Below are 26,045 nucleotides of genomic sequence, written 5' to 3'. Positions count from 1 at the left end.
GGGAGCGGGCGTTGCCTGTAGAATCAAAGGGTCTTCCGGTGCGGCGCTCTGGCGTCTCGCACCACTGACAGTCTAGGCGCGCAGCCAGCGCCTTCGAGCGGGCCCACCAGCGATGTTCCTGAGACTCCAACCGGAGTCTCGAGCGGAATGTCGGGGCGGATGACACCGTTGAGGCCCGAGAAGGAGAGTGACCACCATGTCCGATGTACTCATCGACCGACCTGAGCTCGACAGCCTGGGGCAATACGAATTCGGCTGGCACGACACGGATGCCGCGGGCGCGATCGCGCAGCGCGGGATCAACGAAGACGTCGTGCGCGGCATCTCCGCACTGAAGTCGGAACCCGAGTGGATGCTCAAGACGCGTCTGAAGGGGTACGACCTCTTCGGTCGCAAGCCCATGCCCACGTGGGGTGCCGACCTGTCGGAGATCGACTTCGACAACATCAAGTACTTCGTGCGCTCGACCGAGAAGCAGGCGCAGACGTGGGAGGACCTCCCGGAGGAGATCCGCAACACGTACGAGAAGCTCGGCATCCCCGAGGCGGAGCGCCAGCGCCTCGTCGCCGGTGTCGCCGCCCAGTACGAGTCCGAGGTCGTGTACCACCAGATCCGCGAGGACCTCGAGCAGCAGGGTGTCATCTTCATGGACACCGACACGGCGCTGCGCGAGCACCCCGAGTTCTTCGAGGAGTACTTCGGCACCGTCATCCCGGCCGGCGACAACAAGTTCGCGGCGCTGAACACGGCCGTGTGGTCGGGCGGCTCGTTCGTCTACGTTCCCAAGGGCGTGCACGTCGAGATCCCGCTGCAGGCGTATTTCCGCATCAACACCGAGAACATGGGTCAGTTCGAGCGGACCCTGATCATCGCGGACGAAGACAGCTACGTGCACTACATCGAGGGCTGCACCGCGCCGATCTACAAGAGCGACTCGCTGCACTCGGCCGTGGTCGAGATCATCGTGAAGAAGAACGCCCGCGTGCGCTACACGACGATCCAGAACTGGTCGAACAACGTCTACAACCTCGTGACGAAGCGTGCGGTCGCCCACGAGGGCGCGACCATGGAATGGGTCGACGGCAACATCGGCTCCAAGGTGACGATGAAGTACCCGTCGATCTACCTCATGGGCGAGCACGCCAAGGGCGAGACGCTCTCGGTCGCTTTCGCGGGCCCCGGTCAGCACCAGGACGCCGGCGCGAAGATGATCCACATGGCGCCCTACACGCAGTCGTCGATCGTGTCGAAGTCGATCGCCCGCGGCGGCGGTCGTGCCGGTTACCGCGGAGAAGTACGAGTGGATGCCAACGCCCACCACTCCGCGAACACGGTGCGCTGCGACGCGCTGTTGGTCGACACGATCTCGCGCTCCGACACGTACCCCGCGATCGACATCCGCGTCGACGACGTGCAGCTCGGTCACGAGGCCACCGTCTCGAAGGTCAGCGAGGAGCAGCTGTTCTACCTGCAGTCCCGCGGACTTCCCGAGGACGAGGCCATGGCCATGATCGTGCGCGGCTTCATCGAGCCGATCGCCCGCGAGCTGCCGATGGAGTACGCCCTCGAACTCAACAAGCTCATCGAGATGGGCATGGAAGGATCCGTCGGTTAAATGACGACTGCGACCCAGACCCCTGCCGGTGCGGCGGAGGGTCATATCGACCCTGCCGCGCTGGTGGCATCCGTCGTCCCCGTCCAGACGCGGTCGGAGCGTCCGACCTCGTTCGACCCGAACGATTTCGGTACCCCCACCGGCCGCGAGGTCAACTGGAAGCTGAGCCCGATCGATCGGCTCCGCCCGCTGTTCGCGGACGAAGCCGGCCCCGAGGGGATCATGCGCGTCGAGGTCACCGCGCCCGACGCCGTGGAGCAGCTCCGTCTCGGCGCCGGTCAGGCGCCTCGCGGCGAGCACTTCCGACCCGAAGACCGGACGGCCGCGCTCGCATGGACGCACGAGCCCGAGGCTCCGCTGCTGCGCATCCCGGCGAACGTCGAGCTCGACGAGCCGATCGTCGTGCGGCTGACCGGCACGGGCGGCCTCGCGCACGCGCACGTGGTCATCGAGGCGCAGCCGAACTCGCGCGGCACCGTGGTGCTGCGGCACGAGGGCACCGCCCACCACGCGCAGAACGTCGAGATCCTCGTGCGCGACGGCGCCGAACTGACCGTCGTGTCGGTGCAGCGGTGGGACGACGACGCCGTGCACGCTTCGTCGCACCAGGCGCGCGTCGACCGCGACGCCAAGCTGACGCACGTCGTGGTGAGCTTCGGCGGGGGAGTGGTACGCGTCAACCCGTCGGTCGAACTCGCGGGCGCGGGTGCCGAGGGTCGCCTCTACGGCCTGTCGTTCGCCGACGCCGGCCAGCACCTGGAGTCGCAGGTCTACCTCCACCACAAGGGTCCGCACACCGTCGGCGATGTGCTCTACAAGGGGGCACTGCAGGGCGAGAGTGCCCGAAGCGTCTGGATCGGCGACGTGCTCATCGGACCGGATGCCACGGGCACCGACTCGTACGAGGCGAACCGCAACCTCGTGCTCACCGACGGCGCGCGCGCCGACTCCATCCCGAACCTCGAGATCGAGACCGGCGATATCCAGGGTGCCGGGCACGCCAGTGCGACGGGTCGGTTCGATGACGAGCAGCTGTTCTATCTGCAGGCGCGCGGTATCGCCGAAGACGAGGCGCGACGCCTCGTCGTGCTCGGGTTCCTGAGCGAGATCGTTCAGCGCATCGGCATCCCCGAGCTCGAGACCGAGCTCATCGAGGCGATCGAGCGCGAGCTCGCCGACGGAGCCGCGGCGTGAGCGCCACGCGCGTCTGCGGGCTCAGCGAGCTCGTTCAGGACGAGGCCCGCCGCGTCGAGGTCGGCGGTGTCGCCATGGCCGTCGTTCTCGATGGCAACGGCGACGTCCACGCGATCGGCGACGTCTGCACCCACGGCGACATCTCGCTCTCGGACGGTTTCGTCGAGGGCGAGACGCTGGAATGCTGGGCCCACGGCTCGGCGTTCTCGCTGACCACGGGTCGCCCCCTGAACCTGCCGGCGTACGAGCCGGTCCCCGTGTACGAGGTCGTGATCGATGGAGACGACGTGCTCATCGACCCCGCCGTCACGAAATCTCTCTGAACTACCGAGTTAGGAACACCATGTCTGTCCTCGAGATCCGCGACCTCCACGTGACGGTCGAGACGGATGCCGGCACGGCCCCGATCCTCAACGGCGTGACGCTGACGCTGCGCACCGGTGAGACCCACGCGATCATGGGCCCCAACGGCTCCGGCAAGTCGACCCTGGCGTACACGATCGCCGGTCACCCCAAGTACACCGTGACGAGCGGTTCCATCACCCTGGACGGTGAGGACGTGCTCGAGATGAGCGTCGACGAGCGTGCGCGCGCGGGCCTGTTCCTCGCGATGCAGTACCCGGTCGAGATCCCGGGCGTCACCGTGACGAACTTCCTTCGGACCGCGAAGACCGCGATCGACGGCGAGGCTCCGGCCATCCGGTCCTGGACCAAGGACGTCAAGGGCGCCATGGCGAACCTTCGCATGGATGCCGTCTTCGCGCAGCGCAACGTCAACGAGGGCTTCTCGGGCGGCGAGAAGAAGCGTCACGAGATCCTTCAGCTGGAGCTGCTCAAGCCGAAGATCGCGGTCCTCGACGAGACCGACTCGGGCCTGGACGTCGACGCGCTCAAGATCGTGTCGGAGGGCGTGAACCGAGCGAAGGAGCAGACCGACCTCGGCGTCCTCCTCATCACGCACTACACCCGCATCCTCCGCTACATCCGCCCCGACTTCGTGCACGTCGTCGTGAAGGGCCGGATCGTCGAAGAGGGTGGCCCCGAGCTCGCCGACCGACTCGAGGAAGAGGGTTACGACCGCTTCCTCGAAGCCGGCAGCCCGGTCGACGCGTAAGATCGTTACATGACCGCAACGCTCGCTCCCGAGAAATACGACGAGGTCACCGAGGCCCTGAAGGACGTCATGGACCCCGAACTGGGGATCAACGTCGTCGACCTGGGGCTGATCTACGACCTCGCGTGGGACGACGAGAACGACGCCCTCGTCATCCACATGACGCTGACGTCGGCGGGGTGCCCCCTCACCGACGTGCTCGAGGAGCAGACCGCTCAGGCCCTCGACAACGTCGTGGATCGCTTCCGCATCAACTGGGTGTGGATGCCGCCGTGGGGACCCGAGCGGATCACCGACGACGGCCGCGACATGATGCGCGCCCTCGGCTTCGCGATCTGAACGCAGCGCACGACGCGGATCCGCCTCCGGCTCTGCGCCATCGGCTCCGCGACTCGAATTCCCGAGTTCTCCGAACGCCCACCCCTCCCGGGGTGGGCGTTCGTGTTTCCCCGTCTGACGCGCGACTCCCTCGGGGCGGTCCCGCTGATTAGGCTCGCAGGATGAGCGTTACTCCTCTGGAAGCCCTTCCGCTGGAGCGCCTGCGGGAGCGGAGCAGCTCGAAGTGGCGGACATACCCCGTCGACGTGCTGCCCCTGTTCGTCGCCGAGACCGACTTCCCGCTCGCCCCCGCGATCACGCGCGAACTGGCCGCTCTCATCGAGCGGGGCGATACCGGGTACACCCCGCCCGACCCGGGTCTGGCCCGCGCCTACGCCGCGTTCGCGGAGCGGCGGTTCGGATGGACCCTCGACCCGGCGCGGGTGCGCAGCACGTGCGATGTGATGATGGGCGTCGTCGAGATCCTGCGCGGCACGATCGCGCCGGGTGATCGGGTCGTGGTGACCCCGCCGGTGTATCCGCCGTTCTACGACTGCGTCCCCGAGGCCGGGGGTGTGGTGGAGCGCGTGCCGCTTCGCGATACGGGGGAGGTGTGGGAGCTCGACCTCGACCAGATCGCGGGGGCGCTGGCATCCGGTGCCCGTGCGGTGCTGCTCTGCAACCCGCACAATCCGACCGGGACGGCGCACTCCCGGGAGTCTCTGGTGCGTCTCGCCGAGATCGCCGAGGAGCACGGGGCCGTCGTCGTGAGCGACGAGATCCACGCGCCGCTGATTCACCCGGGTGCGGAGTTCACGCCGTTCCTGGCGGCCTCCGATGCCGCCCGGCGCGTCGGCTTCGCGCTCGTGAGCGCGAGCAAGGCGTTCAATCTGGCGGGGCTGAAATGCGCGCTGATGGTCACGGCCGCCGACGACAGGACCGCCGTGGTCGCCGGGCTGCCCGCCGAGGTCGAGTGGCGCACCGGGCTGTTCGGGGCGCGCGCCGCCGTGGCGGCCTTCGCGCCCGAGAGCGACGGGTGGCTCGATGGTCTGCGCGCGGCGCTCGACGGCAACCGACGTCTGCTCGCCGAGCTGCTCGCGGAGCACCTGCCGCTCGCACGGTATCGGATCCCGGATGCCGGCTTCCTGGCGTGGGTCGACTTGTCGGCGTACGGCTGGGGCGACAACCCCGCGGGCAAGATCCGACGCGAGGCGAAGGTCGCGTTCCACCTCGGCCCCTACTTCGGCGCCGAGGGTGCGGGGCACGTGCGCATCAACTTCGGCTGTTCCCCGGACGTGCTGCGCGAGGCGATCACGCGCACGGCGACTCTCGTGGAGTAGTTCGGTCCCGGGGTTTCCGAGGTCCGCCGCCTGGCATCGAAGGATAGGTAAGGATATCCTTATCGGGTGAAGACAGCCACGCGTCCCGCCTACCGCCCGTACGTCGCCGTGGTGAAGCACGCCCGCCGGTTGTCTCCGCACTTCGCGCGCATCACCTTCACGTCGCCCGACTTCGAGGTCTTCGGCACCGACCGCCGCGACCAGCGCGTGAAGATCGTGCTCCCCGGACCCGACGGCACGCTGTGCGACATCGGGCAGACCGACCCGGCGGCGATCAACAACGGCGAGTGGTACACGCGCTGGCGCGACCTCCCGGACGAGGAACGGATGCCGTTCCGCACCTACACGGTGCGACGGGTCGACCCCGAGGCGCTCGAGCTCGACATCGACTTCGTGCTGCACCACGATGCCGGCCCCGCCGGGGCCTGGGCCGAGGGCGCCACCACCGGCGACAGCATCCTCGTCGTCGGCCCGGATGCGCGCAGCCCCGAGTCGGCGCAGGGCATCGACTTCCATCCCGGAACCGCGCAGCGTCTGCTCCTGGCCGGCGACGAGACGGCCGCGCCCGCGATCTGCGCGATCCTCGAGGGTCTCGGCCCGGGGTTCGTCGTGGATGCCTTCATCGAGGTGCCGAGCGTCGACGACGCGCTGCCCGTCTCCGCCGGGGCGGGCCGTGTGCGCTGGCTCGCGCGTGACGATCGCCCCCACGGCGAGGCGCTGATCGAAGCCGTCGAGGCCTGGACCATGGCATCCCGTGAAGTCCTGGCTCGAGCGGCGGCCCCCCGCCCGCAGGAGCTCGAGGACATCGATGTCGACGTCGACCTGCTGTGGGACAGCCCCGCCGACACCGAGGGCGAGTTCTACGCGTGGATCGCGGGGGAGTCGCAGACCGTCAAGGTGCTGCGGCGCCTGCTGGTGCAGGGGTGCGGCGTCGACCGCAAGCGCGTCGCCTTCATGGGCTACTGGCGCGCCGGACAGGTCGAGCGCACGGCCTGATCACGGGCGTGTGCGCACCGTAAGCCCGCGCCGCGTCACCGCGCGGCCCGTCGGGCCTAGACCCGTTCGGCGTCGATCTGCTCCGGCTCGACGATCGTGTGGTGCCGACCGATCGGGATCACCATCGGGCGGCCGGTCAGAGGGTCGGGCACGACGCGGGAGTCGAGGCCGAACACCTCGCGCACGATCGGCTCGGTGATGACATCGCCCGGGTCTCCCGCGGCGATGACGCGGCCGCCCGCCATCGCGACGAGGTGGTCGGCGTACCGCGCGGCGAGGTTGAGATCGTGCAGGACCATCGCCACGGTCGTGCCGCGCTGCCGATTGAGGTCGGTCAAGAGGTCGAGCACGTCGATCTGGTGACTGATGTCGAGGAACGTGGTCGGCTCGTCGAGCAGCAGGACGTCGGTCTCCTGGGCGAGCGCCATCGCGATCCACACGCGCTGGCGCTGGCCGCCGCTGAGCTCGTCGACGTGTCGATCGGCGAGATGCGCGGTGTCGGTGGCCTCGAGGGCACGGGCGACCGCGTCATCGTCGGAGCGCGTCCACCGCGCCAGCGCGCCCTGGTGAGGATGGCGTCCGCGGCTGACGAGATCGGACACGGCGATGCCGTCGGGGGCCACCGGCGACTGCGGGAGGAGTCCGAGGACCCGCGCGACCTGTTTCGTCGGCATCCGGTGGATCGCTTTGCCGTCCAGCAGGACCTGACCGCCGGCCGGGGCGAGGAGGCGGGCCATCGCCTTCAGCAGCGTCGACTTGCCGCACGCGTTGGCCCCCACGATGGTGGTGACGCGGCCCGGGGGCAGTCGCAGGTCGAGGGCGTCGACGATCGTGCGGTCGCCGTAGCCGAGGGTCACGGCTTCGGCCTGCAGGGTGCGCTGGGTCGTCATAGCGTGGTGCCTCCGGATCGACTGCTGCGGACGAGCAGGTAGATGAGATAGGGCGCGCCGAGCACGCCGGTGATGACACCCACCGGCAGGCGCGTGCCGAACGCGTACTGCGCGCAGAAGTCCGCGACGAGCACGAGGAGTGCGCCCACGAGTCCCGCGGGAAGCACGGGCGAGCCGACCGGACCGAGGATGCGGACGGCGATCGGTCCGGCCAGGAACGACACGAACGCGATGGGTCCGGCGGCCGCCGTGCCGAAGGCGAGCAGTCCCACCGCGGCGACGATGAGCAGCAGGCGGCTGCGTTCGACGGGGAGCCCCAGGGCGGCGGCGGTGTCGTCGCCCACCCGGAGGATCTCCAACCGGCGGGCCAGGGCCAGCAGCACCGGACCGAGGATGACGACGGCACCGACGACGGGCAGGGCGCGGTCCCACGTGGCGTCGTTGAGGTTGCCGGTGATCCACCGCATCGCGGCGGGGAGATCGTACTCGGCGGCGCGGGCGATGACGTACGACACCACGGCCTGGCACATTGCTGCGACGCCGATGCCGACGAGGATGAGCCGGGCCCCCGACCCGCCGTCGCGGTAGGCCAGGAGGTAGATCGTCAGTGCGGCGGCGAGCGCGGCGGCCATCGCGAGAAAGGACACGGTCGTCTCGCCCAGCCCGAGAACCACGATGCCGATGACGGCGGCGGCGCTCGCCCCGGTGTTGATTCCGATGACGTCGGGGCTGGCGAGGGCGTTGCGCAGCATCGTCTGGAACACGACGCCGCCCATGCCGAAGCAGAGTCCCGTGAACAGCGCGGTCGTCGCGCGGGGGAGGCGCAGCTCACCGACGGTGAACGACGCGCCGGGCACGGACTGGCCGGTGAGGACGCCCCACACCGCGGCGGGGGAGTAGAAGGTCTGGCCGAGCATGAGCGACAGCATGAACGCGACCAGGATGAGAAGGGCCAGGATGCCGGTGACCACGGTCCAGCGCCGACGTCGGCGCAGCCGCCCCGCGGTGACGGCGGAGAGCGCGGGGAGGGTTGTCGCGCTCACAGGGCACGCATTCTCTGTCGGCGCACGAGGGCGATGAAGAGGGGCGCGCCGACGAGGGCCGTCACGATGCCGACCTCGATCTCTTCCGGACGGGCCACGACGCGGCCGATGACGTCGGCGAGGGTGAGGAGCGCGGCTCCGCCGAGCGCGGAGAGGGGGAGGAGCCACCGGTGGTCGACGCCGACGACGAGACGGATCATGTGCGGAACGATCAGCCCGACGAAGCCGATGGGGCCGGCGACCGCGGTGGCGGCGCCGCACAGGATGACGGCGCCCGCGGTCGAGACTAGCCGGGCCGTGCGCACGCGGGCGCCGAGGCCGGCGGCCAGTTCGTCGCCGAGAGCGAGGGTGTTCAGCGCCGTGGCGCTCGCGAGGCAGACGACGAGTCCCACGGCCAGGAATGGCAGCACCTGGAGGATCGCGTCGACTGTCGCGCCGCCGACGCCGCCGATCTGCCAGAAACGGAACTCGTTCATGACGTTGATCCGGGGGAGCAGGATCGCGCTCGTGACCGAGCTGAAGGCCACGGCGGTCACCGCACCGGCGAGCGCCAGCCGCAGGGGAGTCGCACCGCCGCGACCGAGCGAGCCGACGGCGTAGACCATGACGGCGGCCGCTCCCGCTCCGATCATCCCGACCCAGATGTAGGAGGTCGCCGACCCGAGGCCGAAGAAAGCGATGCCGATGACGATCGCCAGGCCCGCTCCACCGTTGATCCCCAGGATCTGCGGGTCGGCGAGCGGATTGCGGGTGGCTCCCTGCAGCACCGCCCCCGACATCGCGAGTGCGGCTCCGACCAGGATCGCCAGGAGTGTCCGCGGGACGCGCTTGGCGACGGCGGCGGCGGACGCGGTGTCAATCGAGCCGGACAGGCCGGCCCACACGTCCGCGGCGCTGACGTCGCGCGCCCCGAAGGTCACCGACAGCACGGCGGCGGCAGCGAGCACCGCGACCAGGACCATGAGGCCGACGACTCGGCGCCGCCCCCGGCGACGCGGTCGCGCGTCACCGGGGGCGGTCGGGGTCGGAGCGAGAAGGGTCATCGCGCCGCGACGTCGAGGGCGTGCATCAGGACGAGGCCTGGGATGCCGCGGCCCCGACCAGCCCGATGTACTCGTCGCCGTAGCTCGTGCCGATGTTGAGGGGAGTCGGGGTGATGGCGGAGGACAGTGTGGAGCCGCCCGTGACGATGGCGACCGCCCCGCTGGCGACGGCGGGGATCTTCGACAGCAGCGGGTCGGCCTGCATGGCCGCCAGCGTGCTGTCGTCGCCGTAGGCGACGATCATGTCGACGTCGGCGAAGTTCTCGATCTGCTCGGTGCTGGGCGTGAACCAGAACGTATCGGAGCCTTCCGACTGCGAGGCGACGTAGGACGAGGGGACGAGCCCTAGCTCCTGGAGGTAGCCCACGCGCGGGTCGAGCGTGCTGTAGAAGCCGAGCGTCGACAGGTCCGTCGGGTCGAAGTAGGTCAGCAGTGACTTCTTCCCCGCGAGGGCCGGGTACTTTGCCGCCTCGTCCGCGATGTGCTGCTCCTTGTCGGCGACGAGCTTCTCGGCCTCGTCCTTCAACCCGAGGGCCGTGCCGTCGAGCAGGGTCATGTCCTGCCAGGTGGTGCCCCAGGCGACATCCTGGTACGTCACGACCGGCGCAATCTTGCTGAGGGTGTCGAACTGCTCTTGGGTCATGCCGGAGTAGGCGGCGAGGATGACATCGGGCTGCGCGTCGGCGATCGCCTCGTAGTCGTAGCCGTTGGTCTCGTCCATGAGAACGGGCGTCTCCGCGCCGAGTTCGGCGAGCTTGTCCTTCGTCCAGGGCAGCAGCCCGTCGCCGTCCTCGTCGCCGTAGGTAACCTTGGGCATCGCCACCGGGACGACGCCCAGAGCCAGCGCGACGTCCTGGTTGCCCCAGTCGACTGTGACGACGCGCTCGGGCTTGGTCTCGAGCGTGGTGTCGCCGAAGACGTTGGTGAGCGTGAGCGGGAAGGTTCCGTCCGCGGTCGTGGAACCCTCCGATGCGCCGGGGGCGGCGGAGGTGCCGGCACAGCCGGTCAGGACGAGGGCCGTGGCGGCGGCGAGAGCAGCCAGCGCGCGGAAACGGGACACAGAGGACCTCCTGCGGGTTAGGTAAGGATAGGCTTAGTTTAGATCACGGCTCGTCGTCCACCGCAAACCCGGATGCCATTCGCCCCGTCGAACCGTTCGACGGTGAGGTAATCCCCGCTCGCCGTATACTGGGTGGCTGGCCATCCTCGGCCGCCCCTCCCTTTCCTCTAGCGAACGGACGTCTGCTGTGCTCGCCGTGCACGATCTCGAGATCCGCGTCGGCGCGCGCGTGCTGATGTCGGAGGTGTCGTTCCGCGTCTCGGACGGCGACAAGATCGGCCTCGTGGGCCGCAACGGTGCCGGGAAGACGACGCTGACCAAGGTTCTCGCCGGTGATCTGCTCCCCGCGGCGGGAGGCGTCGACCGCAGCGGCGAGCTCGGGTACCTTCCGCAGGACCCGCGCTCCGGTGACCCGGAGATGCTCGCGCGCACGCGCATCCTCGACGCCCGCGGGCTCGGCACGCTCGCGCTCGGAATGCACGACGCCTCGCTCGCGATGGGCAGCGACGACCCCGCGGTCGCCGCGAAGGCGATGAAGAAGTACGCCAATCTCACCGAGCGATTCGAAGCCCAGGGCGGGTATGCGGCGGAGGCCGAGGCGGCATCCATCGCCCACAACCTCTCGCTGCCGGACCGCATCCTCGACCAGCCGCTGAAGACCCTCTCGGGCGGTCAGCGCCGCCGCATCGAGCTCGCGCGCATCCTGTTCTCGGACGCGCAGACGATGATCCTCGACGAGCCGACGAACCACCTCGACGCCGACAGCGTCGTGTGGCTGCGCGAGTTCCTCAAGGGGTACAAGGGCGGGCTGATCGTGATCTCGCACGACGTGGAACTCGTCGGCGAGACGGTGAACCGCGTGTTCTACCTGGATGCCAACCGCCAGGTCATCGACGTCTACAACATGAACTGGAAGAACTACCTGCGCCAGCGGGTGGCCGACGAGGAGCGCCGCAAGAAGGAACGCGCCAACGTCGAGAAGAAGGCCACGGCCCTGCAGCAGCAAGCCGCCCGTTTCGGCGCGAAGGCGTCGAAGGCGGCCGCCGCGCACCAGATGGTGGCCCGAGCCGAGAAGATGCTCAAGGGCCTCGACGACGTACGTCAGGACGAGCGCGTCGCCAAGCTCCGCTTCCCCAAGCCGGCCCCGTGCGGCAAGACCCCGCTCATGGCATCCGGTCTGTCCAAGTCGTACGGGTCGCTGGAGATCTTCACAGACGTCGACCTCGCGATCGACCGGGGGTCGCGCGTCGTGATCCTCGGGCTCAACGGTGCGGGGAAGACCACGCTGCTGCGCATTCTCGCGGGTGTCGACCAGCCCGACACCGGCCAACTCGAGCCCGGGCACGGCTTGAAGATCGGCTACTACGCGCAGGAGCACGAGAACCTCGACGTCACGAGGTCGGTGCTGGACAACATGATGTCCGCCGCGCCCGACATCACGGCGACCGAGGCGCGCAAGGTGCTCGGATCGTTCCTGTTCGTCGGCGACGACGTGCTCAAGCCCGCCGGCGTGCTCTCCGGCGGGGAGAAGACGCGTCTGTCGCTCGCGACGCTGGTCGTGTCGTCGGCGAACATGCTGTTGCTCGACGAGCCGACCAACAACCTCGACCCCGCCTCCCGCGAGGAGATCCTGGGCGCGCTCGCGCACTACGAGGGTGCGGTCGTGCTGGTCTCGCACGACGAGGGCGCGGTCGAGGCGCTGAACCCCGAGCGCGTCCTCATCCTCCCCGACGGCGTCGAAGACATCTGGGGCCGCGACTACGCCGACCTGGTGACGCTGGCGTAGGTCGGTCGGGTCGGCCGAACGCCCGACACCAGGATGCCGCGCCGCGGCGCGGCGTCAGTGCGCGTCGAGCAGGGCGTCCTCGTCGGCGGCATCCCGGTCGCGCGGGCGCTTGCGTCCGCGGTGCGCGGCCAGCGGATCGAGCTTCGCGTGGGTGGGAGCAGGCGGTTCCTCGCCGCGTTCGCGCGCTTCCTCGATCTCCTCCCGGCGGATCCGGCGCTCGCTCACGATGACGTAGCCGATGAATCCGAAGCCCATGATGGCGAAGAGGATCCATTGGATCGCGTACGACAGATGCGGACCGGGGTCGTCGTCGGGCGGGTCGATCGGCAGCGGTGCCTCGGCGGGCGCGGGGCTCTCCGAGACCAGCAGACCGTACGCTCCCTGTTCCAGGGGTCCCGTCTGCTCCGCGACCAGCCCCAGGTTGATGGTCGGCACCTGTCCTGCCTCGGCGGTGCGACCGGACGCGGGGACGGGCTCGCCGGGACGCAGGCGCACGACGACCTCGACCTGTCCGCTCGGCGGTGCGGGGATGGCATCCGGTTCTGGTTGACGGGAGCCTGGCGGCAACCAGCCGCGGTCGACGAGGAGCACACGCCCCTCGTCGAGCCGGAGCGGGACGAGAACCTCGTACGCCGCGGACCCGCCGTGGGCGCGGTTGCGGACGAGAAGCTCGTCGTCGGTCTGGTATTGGCCGGTGAGACGCACGGGACGCCACTCGTCGCCCGGTGACAGCTCATCGCCCGGCGGGAGCAGGTCTCCCAGGGCGACGGGGGCTGCGTCGTAGTTGTCGGCGACCAGACGGAGCTGCTCGTTGCGCTCGGCGTTGCGCAGGAACTGCCAGTTCGAGAGGAACGCGCACGCGATGGCGAAGAGGATCGCGACGCCGACGTACATCGCCCAGCGACCGGCCGCGGGCATCGTGCGGGCGCTCACGCCGGGTCTCCGGCGAGGGCGGAGACTTCGACCGGGAAGTCGCGCGCCCTCAGGAACTCCCGCAGGTAACCGACGTGTTCCGGGCACGCGACCCATGTCTTGCGACGGTCGACGGAGTGGATCCGGGGGTTGCGCCACCGGATGGCCCACTCGGCCGGTGCGCGGCAGCCGGCGCGGGAGCAGTCGACGGGGGCGTCGCTCACGACCGGTCGTCGCGCGGCTGCTCGAGCCGCGGGGTCTCGGTGATGCGGATGACGTTCGGCGCCTCCGCCGCCGGGGCGACGGGCGCGGACGGCGCCGCTTCGATCATGCGCTCCGGGTTGACAGCGGCGGACACCTCGGCGTCCTGTCCCACGTTCGCCACGATGACCGCGAGGTAGGGGAGGAAGATCGCTCCGGCGGCGAACACGAACGTGTACCAGCCGTAGGGGGTCACGACCGCCATCGCGACGAAGCACGCGATGCGGATTCCCATCATCACCATGTATTTGGTGAATCGGGATCCGGCGTCCTCCCGCGGGGCCTGCGGGAGCGACGTCGCTGACTGGGCATGGGGCGATGTCTTCACGGTGAACCCAGGGTACGCCCGTCCCACGGGGACGGGACGCGTTTAGGCGCCGTATCGAGATGAGTTGCTCGCCGCGATCGAGAGGCCCACGATGAGGGTGACAGCGAGGAGCACGAGCACCCCGATACCCACCCACCCCACGATGGTGCCCGCGAGCGCCATGCCGTGCCCCTTCTCGCCGGTGCGCTTGATCTGCGCGAGCGAGATGTGCCCGGTGATGACACCGGCGATCGGGCCGACGACCGGGACGATCCACAGGAACCCGGCGATGGATGCCACGAGCGAGATGATCGCGAGGGCGTTGGTGCGGACGGTCGAGCCGTAACCGTAGCCGCCGGGCGCGGCTCCGTACGGCGCGGCTCCGTACGGCGCGGCGCCGGGGGCCGGGGCGCCGTACGCGGGGGCAGCGGGCTGTCCATACGCCGCGGCGTCGTACGAGGGCGCGGCGGGAGTCTCGTGCGGAGACGGAGCGGGGATGGGTGCGGGCGGCACGTCGGGGCTCGCGGACGGCGGGACGGGCGGTGCCGGCGGAGCGGGGTATCCGCCCGCCTCCGGGGACGCGGGCGTGTCGTCTGCGCTGCGCGGGGAGGGGTTCTGGTCGTCGCTCACGGTCGTCCCTTTCGTCGTGCTGCCCCCAGGCTTCCAGCGCGGTGCAGGCCGTGTCAAACGGCCCGCGCCGCGACAGCGGCGGGCGGGTGGGGAGCCTGGGTAGGCTGGGCCGGTTCCGTCCCTCGCACCGCAGGAGTCTCACATGTCCCAGGACCGCGTCGTCGTCGTCACCGGAGGAAACCGCGGCATCGGACGAGCCATCGCCGAGCGCTTCGTGGCCGAGGGGTGGCGCGTGGCGGTCACCGCGCGTTCGGGCGAGGGGCCGGAGGGCACGCTCACCGTGCGCGCCGACGTCACGGACGCCGCCGCCGTGGATACCGCGTTCACGCAGATCGAGGCCGAGCTCGGACCCATCGCCGTCGTCGTCGCCAACGCGGGTATCACCAAGGACACGCTGCTGCTGCGGATGAGCGAGGACGACTTCGACAGCGTCGTCTCGACGAACCTGGGTGGAGCCTTCCGCGTGGTCAAGCGCGCGTCCAAAGGCATGCTGAAGGCGCGCTGGGGGCGCGTCATCCTGATTTCGAGCGTCGTCGGCCTGTACGGCTCGGCGGGACAGATCAACTACGCCGCGTCGAAGAGCGCGCTCGTCGGATTCGCGCGCTCGCTCACCCGTGAGCTCGGCGGGCGAGGGATCACCGCGAACGTGGTCGCCCCCGGTTTCATCGAGACCGACATGACCGCCGAGCTCCCCGCCGACACCCAGGCCGAGTACAAGAAGAACATCCCCGCCGGGCGCTTCGCCTCGCCGGACGAGGTCGCCGGCGTGGTCACGTGGCTCGCCGGCGACGACGCCGCGTACATCTCCGGCGCCGTCATCCCGGTCGACGGGGGCCTCGGGATGGGGCACTGAGGGCCCGACGACCCCCGCTCAGCGCTCGGCCGCGCTCAGCTTCTCGGCGAAGGACCGAGGCTGTGAGAACTGCGGCCAGTGCCCCGAACCGAGCGTGACCACCTCGACATCGCGGAGCGCGTCGAATTCGTCGGCGAACGCGCCCCAGTCGGCCAGCGTTTCCCGGATGCCATCGGCGTCGAGCCGGCCCGACAGCACCGTGACGGGGATGCCCCAGCGCCGATCGTCCGACAGGGGGACCGGGTCTGTCGGCACCGCGCCGGGTACGTCGATCGCGGCCGCGGCGACACGGCGGCGGGTTTCCGCGTCGAGATCGGCGATGTCGGGCTCGTCGAAGAACTCCCACCCCGGGAACGGCACGACGCCGCCGTGAACGGGGAACTCGGAGATCATCGCGCCCGGTGGTGGCGGGAGGGTGTCGACGAACACCACCCGCGAGACCCGATCGGGCCGGGCATCGGCGGCACCCCAGACGACGTTGCCGCCGCCGGAGTGTCCGACCAGGACCACGGGTTCCGCCGCGGCGTCGATCCGCTCGACGACCGCGTCGATCCAGTCCTGGATGCGGGCGTCGGGCTGCGTCGGGAGGGTCAGCGGGTGCACACGGTGCGCCGCCTCGGTGAGCGCGGGGACCACGGCATCCCACGACGAAGAATCGAGCCACAGGCCCGGTACCAGAATGACGTCCATGGCGCGACCATACGCGGGACCCCCGACATCGCGGCAGGAACCTTCGTCCTCAGCGCGGCAGGAGCGCGATGACCTCGGCGAGGTCGACGGGACCGATCACGAGGTCGGCCGTGGCTCGCACGGCGGGCTTGGCGTTGAAGGCCAGGCCGAGGCCCGCCTCCTCCATCATGCGCAGGTCGTTGGCGCCGTCACCGATCGCGAACGTGAGGTGCATCGGCACGCCGTGGGCGGAGGCCCACTCGCGCAGCGTGTCGGCTTTGGCCGTGGCATCCACGATCGGTCCCTCGACGTGGCCGGTGAGGGTCCCGTCGGCGACGGCGAGCCGATTGGCCCGCCACACGTCGACGCCGAGGTCGGGCGCGACGGTGTCGAGCACCTCGTGGAACCCGCCCGAGACGACACCGACGACACCTCCGCGGGCGTGGACCGCGGCGGTCAGCTCGCGGACGCCCGGGGTCGGCTCGATGCGGGCGATCGCGCGCGAGAACGCCGCCACGGGCACGCCCGCGAGCGCGGCGACGCGCGAGCGCAGACTGTCGGCGAAGTCGACCTCGCCGCGCATCGCCGCCTCGGTCGCTGCGGCCACCTCTTCTCCACGACCGGCTTCGTCGGCGAGGAGCTCGATCACCTCGTTGCGGATGAGGGTGGAATCGGCATCCAGGACGACGAGGAAGCGAGCGGTGTCGGGCACGGCCTCGACCCTATCCGGTCACGCGACGACCCACGCCGCCCCGGCCGCGAGCACCGTGCGTAGGCTCGATGAGCACGTGCCCGCCGCTGAAAGGATTCCCCGATGGCCGATGTCGAAAGCTTCACGCTCGATCACACCGCCGTTCTCGCCCCCTACATCCGCTTGATCGGCACCGAGTCGGGTCCGCGCGGCGACGTCATCTCGAACTTCGACGTGCGGCTCGTGCAGCCGAACGAGGGCGAGATCCCGACCGCCGGCATCCACACGATCGAGCACCTGCTCGCCAGCCTCCTGCGCGACCGGATCGACGGCGTGATCGACATCTCGCCCTTCGGCTGCCGCACCGGCTTCCATCTCATCATGTGGGGCGAGCCGGATCTCGGCGACGTCGTCACGGCCGTGGCAGATTCGCTCCGTGCGATCGCGGAGGACGTCGAGTGGGACGACGTTCCCGGTACCGACGCGTTCAGCTGCGGCAACTACCGCGACCACAGTCTCCACTCCGCGCGCGAATGGTCGAAGCGCGTCCTGTCGCAGGGCATCAGCCGCGACGCGTTCGCTCGCGTCGGCGTCTGACGCGCGCTCTCATACGGAAGGGGCGGTGGACCATCGCGGTCACCGCCCCTTCCGGCATCCTGATCAGCCGTCGACGCGGACGTCCTTGCCGACGACGGTGATGCCCGTCTCAGTGACGGTGAAGCCGCGCGCGAGGTCGCGCTCGCGATCGACGCCGATCGTCGCGCCCGGGGCGAGGGAGACGTTCTTGTCGAGGATCGCGCGGTGGATACGGGCACCCGCACCGACCTGGACGCCGTCGAACAGCACCGAGTCGGTGATCGTCGACCCACCCCCGGCGAGCGCCCAGGGACCCACGACGCTGCGCTCGAGATGCGTGCCCGACAGCACCGATCCGAGCGACACGATCGAATCGATCGCGTTGCCGATGCGGCCCACCGAGTCGCGCACGAACTTCGCCGGGGGAGCGTTGAAGGTCTGCGAGAAGATCGGCCAGTCGTCGTTGTAGAGGTTGAAGATGGGCAGGGTCGAGATCAGGTCCATGTGCGCGTCATAGAACGACTCGATCGTGCCCACGTCCCGCCAGTACGACCGGTCGCGCGGCGTGGATCCGGGAACGTCGTTGCGCTGGAAGTCGTACACGGCCGCCTCGCCGCGGTTGACGAAGTAGGGCACGATGTCGCCGCCCATGTCGTGCGCGGACGTGGGGAGTTCACCGTCGTGCGTGACGGCCTCGACGAGGGCATCGGCGTCGAAGATGTAGTTGCCCATCGACGCGAGCACCTCGTGAGGCGCATCGGCGAGGCCCTCGGGGTTCTGGGGCTTCTCGAGGAACTCTCGGATCTTCGTGGGGTCGCTCGGGTCGGTGTCGATGACACCGAACTGGTTCGCCAGCGAGATGGGCTGACGGATGCCGGCGATCGTGGCCCGCGCGTCCGAGGCGATGTGCGCGTCGAGCATCTGCGCGAAGTCCATGCGGTACACGTGATCGGCGCCGATGACGACGACGATGTCGGGCTTCTCGTCACGGATGAGGTTCATGGACTGCAGGATCGCGTCGGCCGAGCCGGAGAACCAGCGCTTGCCGAGGCGCTGCTGGGCCGGGACGGATGCCACGTACGAGCCGAGCATCGGCGACATGCGCCACGTCTGCGAGATGTGGCGATCGAGGCTGTGCGACTTGTACTGCGTCAGGACGACGAGCTGGCGGAGCCCCGAATTGATGAGGTTCGAGATCGCGAAGTCGATCAGGCGGTACTGGCCGCCGAAGGGCACGGCCGGTTTCGCGCGGTCGGCCGTGAGGGGCATGAGTCGCTTTCCCTCGCCGCCGGCGAGGATGATTCCGAAGACCTTCGGCGCTGCAGGCATGGCACCACCCTAGGGGTCCGGTGCGATCCCGGGAACCGGCGCGCACGGGGGGTTGCGCTGCGCTACGGTTCGTCTCATGCGCGTCGATGTCGTCACCAAGGAGTACCCGCCGGAGATCTACGGGGGAGCGGGCGTCCACGCGACCGAGCTGGTCCGGGCGCTGCGCGCGGAGGGCACCGAGGTGCAGGTGCGGGCGTTCGGCGCCCCGCGCGACGAGGCCGACACGACCTCGTACGCGGTGCCGGCGGAACTCGCCTCCGCCAACGGGGCGATCCAGACGCTCGGCACGGATCTCGAGATCGTCTCGGACGTCGCCGGAGCCGATGTCGTGCACTCCCACACCTGGTACGCGAACTTCGCCGGTCACCTCGCCTCTCTGCTGCACGGCATCCCCCACGTGGTCACCGCGCACAGCCTGGAGCCGCTGCGCCCCTGGAAGGCCGAGCAGCTCGGCGGCGGCTACGCCGTGTCCAGCTACATCGAGAAGACCGCCTACGAGGGGGCGGCCGCGGTCGTCGCCGTGAGCGAGGGCATGCGCCAGGACATCCTGCGCAGCTACCCGTCGCTCGACCCCGGCAAGGTGCGCGTCATCTATAACGGCATCGACACCGAGGCGTGGCATCCCGTGTCCGACGACGCGTTCCTCGCCTCCGCCGGCATCGATCCCACGCGGCCCTCGGTGGTGTTCGTGGGGCGCATCACGCGCCAGAAGGGGCTTCCCTACCTGCTGCGGGCGGCCGAGCAGCTGCCTCCCGACGTGCAGCTCGTGCTGTGCGCGGGCGCGCCCGACACCCCGCAGATCCTGGCCGAGGTCGAGGAGCTCGTCCGCGGTCTCCAGGCGACGCGCGAGGGCGTCGTGTGGATCGACCGGCTGTTGCCCCGCCACGAGCTGTGCGCCATCCTCACCGCGGCGACGACCTTCGTGTGTCCGTCCGTCTACGAGCCCCTCGGCATCGTGAACCTCGAGGCCATGGCCTGCGGCGCGGCCGTCGTGGGCACCGCGACCGGTGGCATCCCCGAGGTCGTCGTCGACGGGGTCACCGGGCGTCTCGTTCCGATCGAGCAGGTGCAGGACGGCACCGGAACGCCCGTCGACCCCGAGCGCTTCGTCGACGACCTCGCCCGTGTGCTCACCGAGGTCGTGATGGATGCCGAGCGCGCCGGGGCGTACGGCGAGGCCGGACGCCGGCGCGCGATCGAGGACTTCAGTTGGGCCGCGATCGCGCAGACGACGGCGGCGCTGTACGCGGAGGTCGCGGGGCGGTAGGCGGCCGTCGGCCGCGGGGCGCTTCGGTACGGGGGCAGCGTTTCCTGCGGCTCTCCCCAGGCGGGGTGGCGCGCTCTGATCGGACCGTCCCGCCCGTTAGGCTGGACGCATGCCGCAGGTTCTGGAGTTCTCCGACGTCGTCGTCCGCCGGAACGCCCGGGACATCGTTTCCCACCTCGACTGGACCGTCTCCGACGATGAACGCTGGGTGGTGCTGGGCCCGAACGGTGCCGGCAAGACCACGGTGCTCCAGCTGGCAGACACGCTCATCCACCCCACGTCGGGCACGGTGACGATCCTCGGCGAGCGTCTCGGGCGCACGGACGTGTTCGAGCTGCGTCCGCGCATCGGGTTCGCGTCGTCGGCGATGGCGCGTCGCGTACCGCCGGAGGAGACGGTGCTCGACGTCGTGCTGACCGCCGCGTATTCGGTGACCGGTCGCTGGCGCGAGCAGTACGACGACATCGACGAGCGCCGCGCGCTGCGCGTCCTCGCCGAATGGCGCCTCGACCACCTGGCCGACCGCACCTTCGGGACGCTGTCCGACGGTGAGCAGAAGCGCGTGCAGATCGCGCGGGCCGTCATGACCGACCCCGAGCTGCTGCTCCTCGACGAGCCGACCGCGAGCCTCGACCTCGGCGCGCGCGAGGAGCTCCTCGCCCTCCTCTCCGGCTACGCGCAGGCCCCGACGACTCCGGCGATGATCATGGTCACGCACCACGTCGAGGAGATCCCCGTCGGCTTCACGCACGTGCTGCTCCTGCGTGACGGCGAGGTCGTGGCATCCGGGCCCCTGTCCGAGGCGCTCACGGCCGAGAACCTGACCGCCACCTTCGGGGTCGAAATCACCCTCAGCCAGGATGCCGGCCGCTACGCGGCGCGCGCCTCGGCCTGACCCCCGCGGCCGGCGTCGTGATCGGGCGTCCGGCCTGGTAGACTCGTCCTTTGGTGCCTCCGGCGCCGCAGACTTTGACCGTCCTGGCAGAATCCAGGGCACCACTTCTCAAAGGACTTCCCATGAAGACTGACATCCACCCCACGTACAAGGCTGTCGTGTTCCGCGACCTCGGCTCGGGCGATACCTTCCTCACCCGTTCGACGGTCACGAGCGACAAGACGATCGAGCTCGACGGCGTCGAGTACCCCGTCATCGACGTGGAGATCTCGTCGGCTTCGCACCCCTTCTACACGGGTAAGCAGCGCATCATGGACTCGGCCGGTCGCGTCGAGAAGTTCAACCAGCGCTTCAAGAACTTCGGCGGTCGTTGAGTCTCAGCGATCTTCGGCGGAAGCCCTCGTCCTTCGGGATGGGGGCTTCCGTGGTTTCCGGGGGAGGTGCGCTCGCACGGAACCTCCCGTGGCCGTGGCAGACCGGCGTGCAGGGTGCAGGGGCGCCGTCGGGCAACGGGGTGCGCGGCGCGCCAGCGAACGCGGCGGCGGCGGTGGTTATGCGCGGTCGGCGTGGGGGAGCCGGCATCACGGAAGACCAGAGCTGGCACCCCGCACATGGCCCGCTGGTCCGGCGGGCGAGACGTGCTGCACCTAGAACGGCGGCGGGTCGGCGTCGATCCGCGCGCCGAGCGGCGTCGTCCACGCGAGGTCGCCCGTGTCAGGGTCGCGGCTCGCGGCCCAGCGCGTCTCATGGCGCATGCGGTGGTGGTGACGGCACTCGGGGTCGAGGTTGTCGTCGGCGGTCGTGCCGCCGTCGCTGAACGCGTGCAGGTGGTCGAGGTCGCAATCCCTCGCCGGGCGCCCGCACCCGGGGAACGCGCACGTCGGTGAGCTGATCCCAAGCCAGCGCCGCAGGGCCGCCGGTACGCGGTAGGTCGTCCGGTCGAGGGCAAGGGGGACCCCGGTGACGGGGTGGGTGAGTACGCGGATCCACGACGGCGCTTCGCCTGCGAGGCGACGGGCGGTGTCGAGGTCGATGGGGCCGTAGCCATCGAGGGTCGCCGGCGCGTCGTCGGCGTCCAGCAGGGTGAGGGCCGGGATCGTCACGACGACGCTGGGGCGTGCGGGTGCAGTCGGGGTGCCCGCGGCGCGGAGCGTCGGCCGCGGGGTCGCCAGTTGGGGGGAGTCTTGGCCCGCGGCATCCACCGTGGCCGGTGGCGCGTCGGCTGCGGCATCCGAGGGTTGCCCGGCTCCCACGAGCAGATCGGCGAACACGTCGGCGCGGAGCTGCGCGAGCGTGCGGTCATCGCCCTCGGCCGTGGCCAGATGGCGTGCGGTCCGGTCGAGGTGGTTCATCGCGGCGGCGGCGCGATCGGCGGGAAGGAACGCGGTGAGCGTCGCCATGCCGTCGAGTTCAGCGGTCATCCACACGCCCCGGTCGGTGCGAGCGCGACAATGGCGGGTCTCGAGGGACTCGGCGTGCACCCGCTCGCGCAGAGCCCGCGCCGAGGTGGCGAAGCGCGCGGGGGAGAGTCGCAATGCGCGCTCGATCGCGCCGGTGTCGAACGCCTCCCACGACGCCGGTTCGGTGGGCAGCGTGGCGGCGAGTCGGGCGGTCTCGACGGCGTGACGTTCGGACACGAGCCCCTCGGTGAACGCCGCCCAGATGCGAGCACAGCGCTCGCGAAGGACCGCCGCCTGCGCGCCGCGCGTGCGTACCGTTTGCTCGGCGAGGCGCAGACGCACCGCGATCTCGGCGACAGCGGCTCGTTCGGCCAGGTCGAGGCGGTCACGCCGGACGGCCGCGATCGTACGACCGCGCGGGTCGTGCCAGAGGCCGTCGAGTGTGGGGTCGGGGCCGACCCACGTGTCGGGGTCGTCTGCCGCATCCTGCAGGATGCGGAAGATCAGGTCGTACTCGGCGGCGGTCACCCGGTGTCGAGCGGCGCATGACTCCTCCAGGCGATCGAGCAACGCGGCCGGGCCGTGGGATGACGCGCACCCTGAGTCGGTTTCCGGATCGTCATCGTCGAGGAGTCCGAGCGCGATCGCCCATGCGGTGTCGGCGTCCGACTGGAGCACGCCGTCGCCGGGCCGCGGCATCCCGGACCATGCGTCGGTGGAGTGCGACCGCTCGCTCGGGGGTGCCGGAAACTCCATGATCGAACACTAATGAGGGGGTCCGACATCGCCGCCGGCGGCGAAGGCCGGGCGCAGAACCGGTGAGCGGAACCGCGTCTCAGCGGATCGGCCAGGCCCCGTCGAGCGGGGGAGCCGTGGCATCCAGACGCCCGATCCTCACGAAGTACTCCGTGAGGCTCGCCGCCTGCGCGCGCGCCCACGCTATCTGGCGCGTATGCAGCTCGTCGACGGTCGGCGGGAGCCACGCGGCGTAGCGTTCGGCGAGCGCGAGCGCGAGGCGCCCGGCGGCCACCGCATCGGCGCACGCCTCGTGCGCGGCGTCGAGCGGCACCGCGTAGTGCGCCGCGACCTGGGTGAGCGTGCGCTTACCGCGGCGGTAGCGGTCGTAGGTCTTGTCGACGACGAGCGGATCGATCACCGGTGACGGCGCCTCGATCGGAGGGATGCCATGGCGCAGCGCCTCGTACTTGAGCATGGAGAAGTCGAACGGGGCGTTGTACGCGACGACGGGGATACCGGCGTCGAGCAGCGCCCGTACGGCTTCGACGACCTCGGCGACCACCGTCGTCGCCGGGGCGCCCTCCGCGCGAGCCCGCTCGGTCGTGACACCGTGGATCGCCGCCGCGCCGGCCGGGATCTCGATACCGGGGTCGGCTAGCCAGTCGCGTGCGTCGATCACGTGCCCGCTGCCGTCGAGGACCCCGACGTGCGCCGTGACGATGCGGTCGTTCACCACGTCGACGCCGGTCGTCTCGAGGTCGAACACCCCGACGACGCGCGCCCACTCCGGGGTCTGGAACATCGGGAGCGGCTCGGCCTGCCACGTGGTCATGCGCTCACCGTAGAGGGGGTCACCGACACGACCCCCGAGGCGCACCGAATCGGGTGGTGAAGGCGCGCGGAACAGGTGATGGGCCGGGAACAGGCGGATTCCGGCCAAATCGCCCTGTTTCTGTCGCGCCGCCTGTTCTCGCGCCCCCGAGCCGCACCGCGGCGCGTCCACCCGCCCCGCCTAGAATCGACGGATGCCGAACCCCTACGCCCCGCTCCTGGCGGCGATCCCGGTCGCCCGGCGCGAGGCCGAGATCCTCGGCTCGACGACGGCCTACTGGATCTACGGTGACGACGCCGCGGCCACCACGGTCGTCGCGGTGCACGGGTTCCGCGGCGAGCACCACGGACTCGAGCCCGTGGTGGCGCACCTTCCCGGCATCCGGGTGATCTCTCCGGACCTCCCCGGCTTCGGCGAGACGGCCCCGCTCCCCGGGCGCACCCACGACCTCGACGCGTATGCGGAGTGGCTGCGCGCGTTCGTCGAGTCCGAGGCTCCGGGCGCGATCGTGCTGGGACATTCGTTCGGCTCGATCGTCGCCTCGGCGGCCGTCGCGGGCGGGCTCGCGACGCCGCGGCTGATCCTCGTCAACCCGATCGGCGCGCCCGCGCTGGAGGGGCCCCGCGGGGTGCTCACGCGTCTCGCGGTGTTCTACTACCTCGCCGGAGCGCGCCTGCCCCGTCCGCTCGGTGACGCGCTGCTGCGCAATGGGGTGATCGTCCGTGTCATGAGCATCGCCATGGCCAAGACGCGCGACCCCGACCTGCGCCGGTTCGTGCACGAGCAGCACGACACGTACTTCTCCCGCTTCGCCGACCGCGACGTTCTCCACGACGCGTTCGTGACGAGCGTGTCGCACGACGTGCGGGAGTTCGCCCCCCGCATCGCGCAGCGCACGCTCCTGATCGCGGCCGACAAGGACGACATCACCCCGATCGAAGCCGAACGTCATCTCGCGACGCTGTTCCCGGACGCCGAGCTGGTGGAGATCCCGAACGTCGGACACCTGATCCACTACGAGACGCCGGCCGCGGCGGCATCCGCGATCCGCACGTTCCTCGACGACGCGAACGTCTAGACCGGCTGGTCCGCCTTGCGTCGGCGATACGCGTTGACGTTCATGCGGTTCCCGCAGTTGCCCGCATCGCAGTAGCGCTTCGAGCCGTTCTTCGAGAAGTCGACGTAGACACCGCTGCAGTCATCGGCGTCGCAGACGCGGACGCGCGCGTACTCGTCGGCGCGGATGACGTCGACGAACGCCATCGCCGTCTCCACCAGCATGCGCTGGGCCAGGGCATCGGACGGGTCGGACGCGTGGATGTGCCAGTCGAAGTCGTCGTGGCGCACGAGCTGGGGGAGCGCCTTCCCGTCGCGGAGCATCGCGTTCACCAGCGGCACGGCCTCGTCGCGGCCGACGGTCCACAGTTCGTAGATGCGAGACCGGATGCCACGTACCGCCGCCAGCTCGCGGTCGTCGCGCGTGCGCGAGCCGGTGTAGGCGTGACGGGTCGCGAAGTCGTCGAGCTGGTCCATCGACACCAGTGCGTCGCTCCCCGTCGTCTCGGTGCGGGGGAGCGTGTTGACCAGCTCGACCGTGGCGCGGAGGACGAGCTCGGTGTCACGAATGAAGACCATGTTGACTCCTGACAGGCGAAGGCTCTACTGTCACGAGTGTAAACGTAATTGACTCATGACAGCGGGCTCGCATGACTTCTTCCTCCGCCACCCTCCCACGTCCGACCCACCGCGCATCCGGTGCCGTCACCGGACTCGCGATCGCGGTCGGCTCGGCGCTGGCGTTCTCCTCGAGCGGCCCGTTCGTCAAGCCGCTCCTCGAGGGCGGATGGTCGCTCGGCGCGGTCCTGCTCGTGCGGATGGGATTGGCATCCCTCCTGTTGTCCCCCGCGCTCATCCGCGCACTGCGCCGCCAGCCGGGGTTCCTGCGCCGCCACGGCCTGCTCATCGTCGCGTTCGGTCTGACGGCGGTCGCCGGATGCCAGGTCTTCTACTTCGCCGCGATGCAGCGCATGCCCGTCGCCGTCGCCCTGCTCATCCAGTACATCGCGCCGGTGCTCCTCGTCGTGGCGGTGTGGGTGCGGACACGGCGCGCGCCGTCGACGCTCGTGATCGTCGGGTCGATCGTGGCGATGGTCGGACTCGTGCTCGTCGTCGACATCAGCGGTGCACGGTTCGATCTGCTCGGGACCGTCTTCGCCCTGTGCGCGGCGGTCTGCGCGGCGGCGTACTTCGTGATCGCCGCGCGAGCCGGCGACCAGCTGCCGCCGC

The 26,045-nt window shown here is 70.2% G+C and carries 29 protein-coding genes; 15 read left to right on the top strand and 14 right to left on the bottom strand.

Features of this window, described 5'->3' with window-relative positions:
• Window positions 1–196: 196 nt before the first annotated feature.
• The 7 genes from sufB to D8Y23_RS04065 all read left to right on the top strand — a co-directional run bounded on the left by sufB (window position 197) and on the right by D8Y23_RS04065 (window position 6,577).
• The gene (gene sufB / locus D8Y23_RS04095) at window positions 197–1,615 is read left to right on the top strand and encodes a Fe-S cluster assembly protein SufB (RefSeq protein ID WP_128216899.1); all 1,419 of its coding nucleotides are present in this window, start codon (window positions 197–199) and stop codon (window positions 1,613–1,615) included.
• Window positions 1,616–2,809 (top strand): Fe-S cluster assembly protein SufD, encoded by a 1,194-nt coding sequence (gene sufD, locus D8Y23_RS04090; protein WP_128216898.1) that lies wholly within the window; start codon window positions 1,616–1,618, stop codon window positions 2,807–2,809.
• Window positions 2,806–3,132, top strand: coding sequence for a non-heme iron oxygenase ferredoxin subunit (locus tag D8Y23_RS04085; RefSeq protein ID WP_128216897.1), 327 nt, complete (start codon window positions 2,806–2,808; stop codon window positions 3,130–3,132). The genes sufD and D8Y23_RS04085 overlap by 4 nt, the downstream gene beginning before the upstream one ends.
• A 20-nt stretch (window positions 3,133–3,152) precedes the next feature.
• Complete coding sequence (gene sufC / locus D8Y23_RS04080) at window positions 3,153–3,923, top strand: Fe-S cluster assembly ATPase SufC (RefSeq protein ID WP_128216896.1); 771 nt, start codon at window positions 3,153–3,155, stop codon at window positions 3,921–3,923.
• 9 nt (window positions 3,924–3,932) lie between these two features.
• Window positions 3,933–4,262 carry a metal-sulfur cluster assembly factor gene (locus tag D8Y23_RS04075; protein ID WP_013586729.1) on the top strand — a complete coding sequence of 110 codons (330 nt, stop codon included), beginning with the start codon at window positions 3,933–3,935 and terminating at the stop codon, window positions 4,260–4,262.
• Window positions 4,263–4,423: 161 nt separating this feature from the next.
• On the top strand, window positions 4,424–5,581 hold the full coding sequence (locus tag D8Y23_RS04070) for a MalY/PatB family protein (protein ID WP_128216895.1): 1,158 nt from the start codon (window positions 4,424–4,426) through the stop codon (window positions 5,579–5,581).
• A gap of 66 nt (window positions 5,582–5,647) precedes the next feature.
• A complete protein-coding gene (locus D8Y23_RS04065) occupies window positions 5,648–6,577 on the top strand; it encodes a siderophore-interacting protein (protein ID WP_128216894.1) in 930 nt (309 codons plus the stop codon).
• A 56-nt stretch (window positions 6,578–6,633) separates the two neighbouring features.
• Here D8Y23_RS04065 and D8Y23_RS04060 read toward each other — a convergent pair whose 3' ends face one another.
• From D8Y23_RS04060 to D8Y23_RS04045, 4 genes are read right to left on the bottom strand one after another with little or no spacing between them, the layout of a single operon-like run.
• Window positions 6,634–7,467 (bottom strand): ABC transporter ATP-binding protein, encoded by an 834-nt coding sequence (locus tag D8Y23_RS04060; protein ID WP_128216893.1) that lies wholly within the window; start codon window positions 7,465–7,467, stop codon window positions 6,634–6,636.
• Complete coding sequence (locus D8Y23_RS04055) at window positions 7,464–8,510, bottom strand: FecCD family ABC transporter permease (RefSeq protein ID WP_128216892.1); 1,047 nt, start codon at window positions 8,508–8,510, stop codon at window positions 7,464–7,466. The genes D8Y23_RS04060 and D8Y23_RS04055 overlap by 4 nt, the downstream gene beginning before the upstream one ends.
• On the bottom strand, window positions 8,507–9,553 hold the full coding sequence (locus D8Y23_RS04050; protein ID WP_128216891.1) for a FecCD family ABC transporter permease: 1,047 nt from the start codon (window positions 9,551–9,553) through the stop codon (window positions 8,507–8,509). The genes D8Y23_RS04055 and D8Y23_RS04050 overlap by 4 nt, the downstream gene beginning before the upstream one ends.
• Before the next feature lie 25 nt (window positions 9,554–9,578).
• Window positions 9,579–10,613 (bottom strand): iron-siderophore ABC transporter substrate-binding protein, encoded by a 1,035-nt coding sequence (locus tag D8Y23_RS04045; RefSeq protein WP_128216890.1) that lies wholly within the window; start codon window positions 10,611–10,613, stop codon window positions 9,579–9,581.
• A gap of 187 nt (window positions 10,614–10,800) precedes the next feature.
• Here D8Y23_RS04045 and D8Y23_RS04040 point away from each other — a divergent pair, with 187 nt between their 5' ends.
• Complete coding sequence (locus tag D8Y23_RS04040; RefSeq protein ID WP_128216889.1) at window positions 10,801–12,399, top strand: ABC-F family ATP-binding cassette domain-containing protein; 1,599 nt, start codon at window positions 10,801–10,803, stop codon at window positions 12,397–12,399.
• Window positions 12,400–12,453: 54 nt separating this feature from the next.
• Here D8Y23_RS04040 and D8Y23_RS04035 read toward each other — a convergent pair whose 3' ends face one another.
• Genes D8Y23_RS04035 through D8Y23_RS17200 form a run of 4 tightly spaced genes read right to left on the bottom strand, consistent with a single transcriptional unit; the run spans window position 12,454 to window position 14,509 of the window.
• Window positions 12,454–13,332, bottom strand: coding sequence for an SURF1 family cytochrome oxidase biogenesis protein (locus tag D8Y23_RS04035; RefSeq protein ID WP_428844463.1), 879 nt, complete (start codon window positions 13,330–13,332; stop codon window positions 12,454–12,456).
• Complete coding sequence (locus D8Y23_RS04030; RefSeq protein ID WP_128216888.1) at window positions 13,329–13,535, bottom strand: hypothetical protein; 207 nt, start codon at window positions 13,533–13,535, stop codon at window positions 13,329–13,331. Before D8Y23_RS04030 ends, D8Y23_RS04035 begins: the two co-directional genes overlap by 4 nt.
• Entirely contained in the window at window positions 13,532–13,900 is a 369-nt protein-coding gene (locus D8Y23_RS04025; RefSeq protein WP_128216887.1) for a DUF3099 domain-containing protein, read from the bottom strand. Before D8Y23_RS04025 ends, D8Y23_RS04030 begins: the two co-directional genes overlap by 4 nt.
• 42 nt (window positions 13,901–13,942) lie before the next feature.
• A complete protein-coding gene (locus tag D8Y23_RS17200; protein ID WP_128216886.1) occupies window positions 13,943–14,509 on the bottom strand; it encodes a DUF4190 domain-containing protein in 567 nt (188 codons plus the stop codon).
• A gap of 142 nt (window positions 14,510–14,651) precedes the next feature.
• Between D8Y23_RS17200 and fabG the strand changes: the two genes are divergently transcribed.
• Window positions 14,652–15,362 (top strand): 3-oxoacyl-ACP reductase FabG, encoded by a 711-nt coding sequence (fabG, locus tag D8Y23_RS04015; protein ID WP_128216885.1) that lies wholly within the window; start codon window positions 14,652–14,654, stop codon window positions 15,360–15,362.
• Between the two features lie 18 nt (window positions 15,363–15,380).
• Here fabG and D8Y23_RS04010 read toward each other — a convergent pair whose 3' ends face one another.
• The gene (locus D8Y23_RS04010; protein WP_128216884.1) at window positions 15,381–16,052 is read right to left on the bottom strand and encodes an alpha/beta fold hydrolase; all 672 of its coding nucleotides are present in this window, start codon (window positions 16,050–16,052) and stop codon (window positions 15,381–15,383) included.
• A gap of 49 nt (window positions 16,053–16,101) precedes the next feature.
• Window positions 16,102–16,743: a phosphoserine phosphatase SerB gene (serB, locus tag D8Y23_RS04005; RefSeq protein ID WP_128216883.1), complete on the bottom strand. Its 642-nt coding sequence runs from the start codon at window positions 16,741–16,743 to the stop codon at window positions 16,102–16,104.
• Window positions 16,744–16,845: 102 nt separating this feature from the next.
• On the opposite strand from serB, the gene D8Y23_RS04000 reads away from it, so the two are divergent.
• Window positions 16,846–17,319 (top strand): S-ribosylhomocysteine lyase, encoded by a 474-nt coding sequence (locus D8Y23_RS04000; RefSeq protein WP_128216882.1) that lies wholly within the window; start codon window positions 16,846–16,848, stop codon window positions 17,317–17,319.
• Between the two features lie 63 nt (window positions 17,320–17,382).
• Here D8Y23_RS04000 and glgC read toward each other — a convergent pair whose 3' ends face one another.
• Window positions 17,383–18,627: a glucose-1-phosphate adenylyltransferase gene (gene glgC / locus D8Y23_RS03995; RefSeq protein WP_128216881.1), complete on the bottom strand. Its 1,245-nt coding sequence runs from the start codon at window positions 18,625–18,627 to the stop codon at window positions 17,383–17,385.
• A 76-nt stretch (window positions 18,628–18,703) separates the two neighbouring features.
• Between glgC and glgA the strand changes: the two genes are divergently transcribed.
• The 3 genes from glgA to D8Y23_RS03980 all read left to right on the top strand — a co-directional run bounded on the left by glgA (window position 18,704) and on the right by D8Y23_RS03980 (window position 21,163).
• Window positions 18,704–19,894, top strand: a complete 1,191-nt coding sequence (gene glgA / locus D8Y23_RS03990) for a glycogen synthase (RefSeq protein ID WP_128216880.1) — start codon at window positions 18,704–18,706, stop codon at window positions 19,892–19,894.
• A gap of 109 nt (window positions 19,895–20,003) precedes the next feature.
• Window positions 20,004–20,789, top strand: coding sequence for an ABC transporter ATP-binding protein (locus D8Y23_RS03985; protein WP_128216879.1), 786 nt, complete (start codon window positions 20,004–20,006; stop codon window positions 20,787–20,789).
• A gap of 122 nt (window positions 20,790–20,911) precedes the next feature.
• Window positions 20,912–21,163, top strand: a complete 252-nt coding sequence (locus D8Y23_RS03980; RefSeq protein ID WP_128216878.1) for a type B 50S ribosomal protein L31 — start codon at window positions 20,912–20,914, stop codon at window positions 21,161–21,163.
• Window positions 21,164–21,436: 273 nt separating this feature from the next.
• Here the strand turns inward: D8Y23_RS03980 and D8Y23_RS03975 are convergent, their stop codons facing one another.
• Together D8Y23_RS03975 and D8Y23_RS03970 are read right to left on the bottom strand one after the other, a co-directional pair.
• On the bottom strand, window positions 21,437–22,945 hold the full coding sequence (locus tag D8Y23_RS03975) for an HNH endonuclease signature motif containing protein (RefSeq protein WP_128216877.1): 1,509 nt from the start codon (window positions 22,943–22,945) through the stop codon (window positions 21,437–21,439).
• Between the two features lie 79 nt (window positions 22,946–23,024).
• Complete coding sequence (locus D8Y23_RS03970; RefSeq protein WP_128216876.1) at window positions 23,025–23,759, bottom strand: exonuclease domain-containing protein; 735 nt, start codon at window positions 23,757–23,759, stop codon at window positions 23,025–23,027.
• Between the two features lie 193 nt (window positions 23,760–23,952).
• On the opposite strand from D8Y23_RS03970, the gene D8Y23_RS03965 reads away from it, so the two are divergent.
• Window positions 23,953–24,837 (top strand): alpha/beta fold hydrolase, encoded by an 885-nt coding sequence (locus D8Y23_RS03965; protein WP_128216875.1) that lies wholly within the window; start codon window positions 23,953–23,955, stop codon window positions 24,835–24,837.
• Here the strand turns inward: D8Y23_RS03965 and D8Y23_RS03960 are convergent.
• Window positions 24,834–25,394 (bottom strand): CGNR zinc finger domain-containing protein, encoded by a 561-nt coding sequence (locus D8Y23_RS03960; protein ID WP_128216874.1) that lies wholly within the window; start codon window positions 25,392–25,394, stop codon window positions 24,834–24,836. The genes D8Y23_RS03965 and D8Y23_RS03960 overlap by 4 nt on opposite strands.
• Window positions 25,395–25,465: 71 nt before the next feature.
• Here D8Y23_RS03960 and D8Y23_RS03955 point away from each other — a divergent pair.
• The coding region (locus tag D8Y23_RS03955; RefSeq protein WP_164878134.1) for an EamA family transporter at window positions 25,466–26,045 on the top strand (580 nt) is incomplete at its 3' end.

The organism is Microbacterium enclense (assembly GCF_004022425.1).
Lineage (GTDB): Bacteria > Actinomycetota > Actinomycetes > Actinomycetales > Microbacteriaceae > Microbacterium > Microbacterium enclense_A.
This window is presented reverse-complemented; position numbering and strand designations above follow the sequence as displayed.

Bases quoted from the DNA above. Each gene is read 5' to 3' on its own strand.
- glgC (WP_128216881.1), bottom strand. From the start codon at position 18,627: ATGCCTGCAGCGCCGAAGGTCTTCGGAATCATCCTCGCCGGCGGCGAG.
- D8Y23_RS03985 (WP_128216879.1), top strand. From the start codon at position 20,004: ATGCCGCAGGTTCTGGAGTTCTCCGACGTCGTCGTCCGCCGGAACGCC.
- D8Y23_RS04070 (WP_128216895.1), top strand. From the start codon at position 4,424: ATGAGCGTTACTCCTCTGGAAGCCCTTCCGCTGGAGCGCCTGCGGGAG.
- sufC (WP_128216896.1), top strand. From the start codon at position 3,153: ATGTCTGTCCTCGAGATCCGCGACCTCCACGTGACGGTCGAGACGGAT.
- D8Y23_RS03960 (WP_128216874.1), bottom strand. From the start codon at position 25,394: ATGGTCTTCATTCGTGACACCGAGCTCGTCCTCCGCGCCACGGTCGAG.
- D8Y23_RS03975 (WP_128216877.1), bottom strand. From the start codon at position 22,945: ATGGAGTTTCCGGCACCCCCGAGCGAGCGGTCGCACTCCACCGACGCA.
- fabG (WP_128216885.1), top strand. From the start codon at position 14,652: ATGTCCCAGGACCGCGTCGTCGTCGTCACCGGAGGAAACCGCGGCATC.
- D8Y23_RS03970 (WP_128216876.1), bottom strand. From the start codon at position 23,759: ATGACCACGTGGCAGGCCGAGCCGCTCCCGATGTTCCAGACCCCGGAG.
- D8Y23_RS04000 (WP_128216882.1), top strand. From the start codon at position 16,846: ATGGCCGATGTCGAAAGCTTCACGCTCGATCACACCGCCGTTCTCGCC.
- sufB (WP_128216899.1), top strand. From the start codon at position 197: ATGTCCGATGTACTCATCGACCGACCTGAGCTCGACAGCCTGGGGCAA.
- glgA (WP_128216880.1), top strand. From the start codon at position 18,704: ATGCGCGTCGATGTCGTCACCAAGGAGTACCCGCCGGAGATCTACGGG.
- D8Y23_RS04075 (WP_013586729.1), top strand. From the start codon at position 3,933: ATGACCGCAACGCTCGCTCCCGAGAAATACGACGAGGTCACCGAGGCC.
- D8Y23_RS04060 (WP_128216893.1), bottom strand. From the start codon at position 7,467: ATGACGACCCAGCGCACCCTGCAGGCCGAAGCCGTGACCCTCGGCTAC.
- sufD (WP_128216898.1), top strand. From the start codon at position 1,616: ATGACGACTGCGACCCAGACCCCTGCCGGTGCGGCGGAGGGTCATATC.
- D8Y23_RS04010 (WP_128216884.1), bottom strand. From the start codon at position 16,052: ATGGACGTCATTCTGGTACCGGGCCTGTGGCTCGATTCTTCGTCGTGG.
- D8Y23_RS03965 (WP_128216875.1), top strand. From the start codon at position 23,953: ATGCCGAACCCCTACGCCCCGCTCCTGGCGGCGATCCCGGTCGCCCGG.
- D8Y23_RS04050 (WP_128216891.1), bottom strand. From the start codon at position 9,553: ATGACCCTTCTCGCTCCGACCCCGACCGCCCCCGGTGACGCGCGACCG.
- D8Y23_RS03980 (WP_128216878.1), top strand. From the start codon at position 20,912: ATGAAGACTGACATCCACCCCACGTACAAGGCTGTCGTGTTCCGCGAC.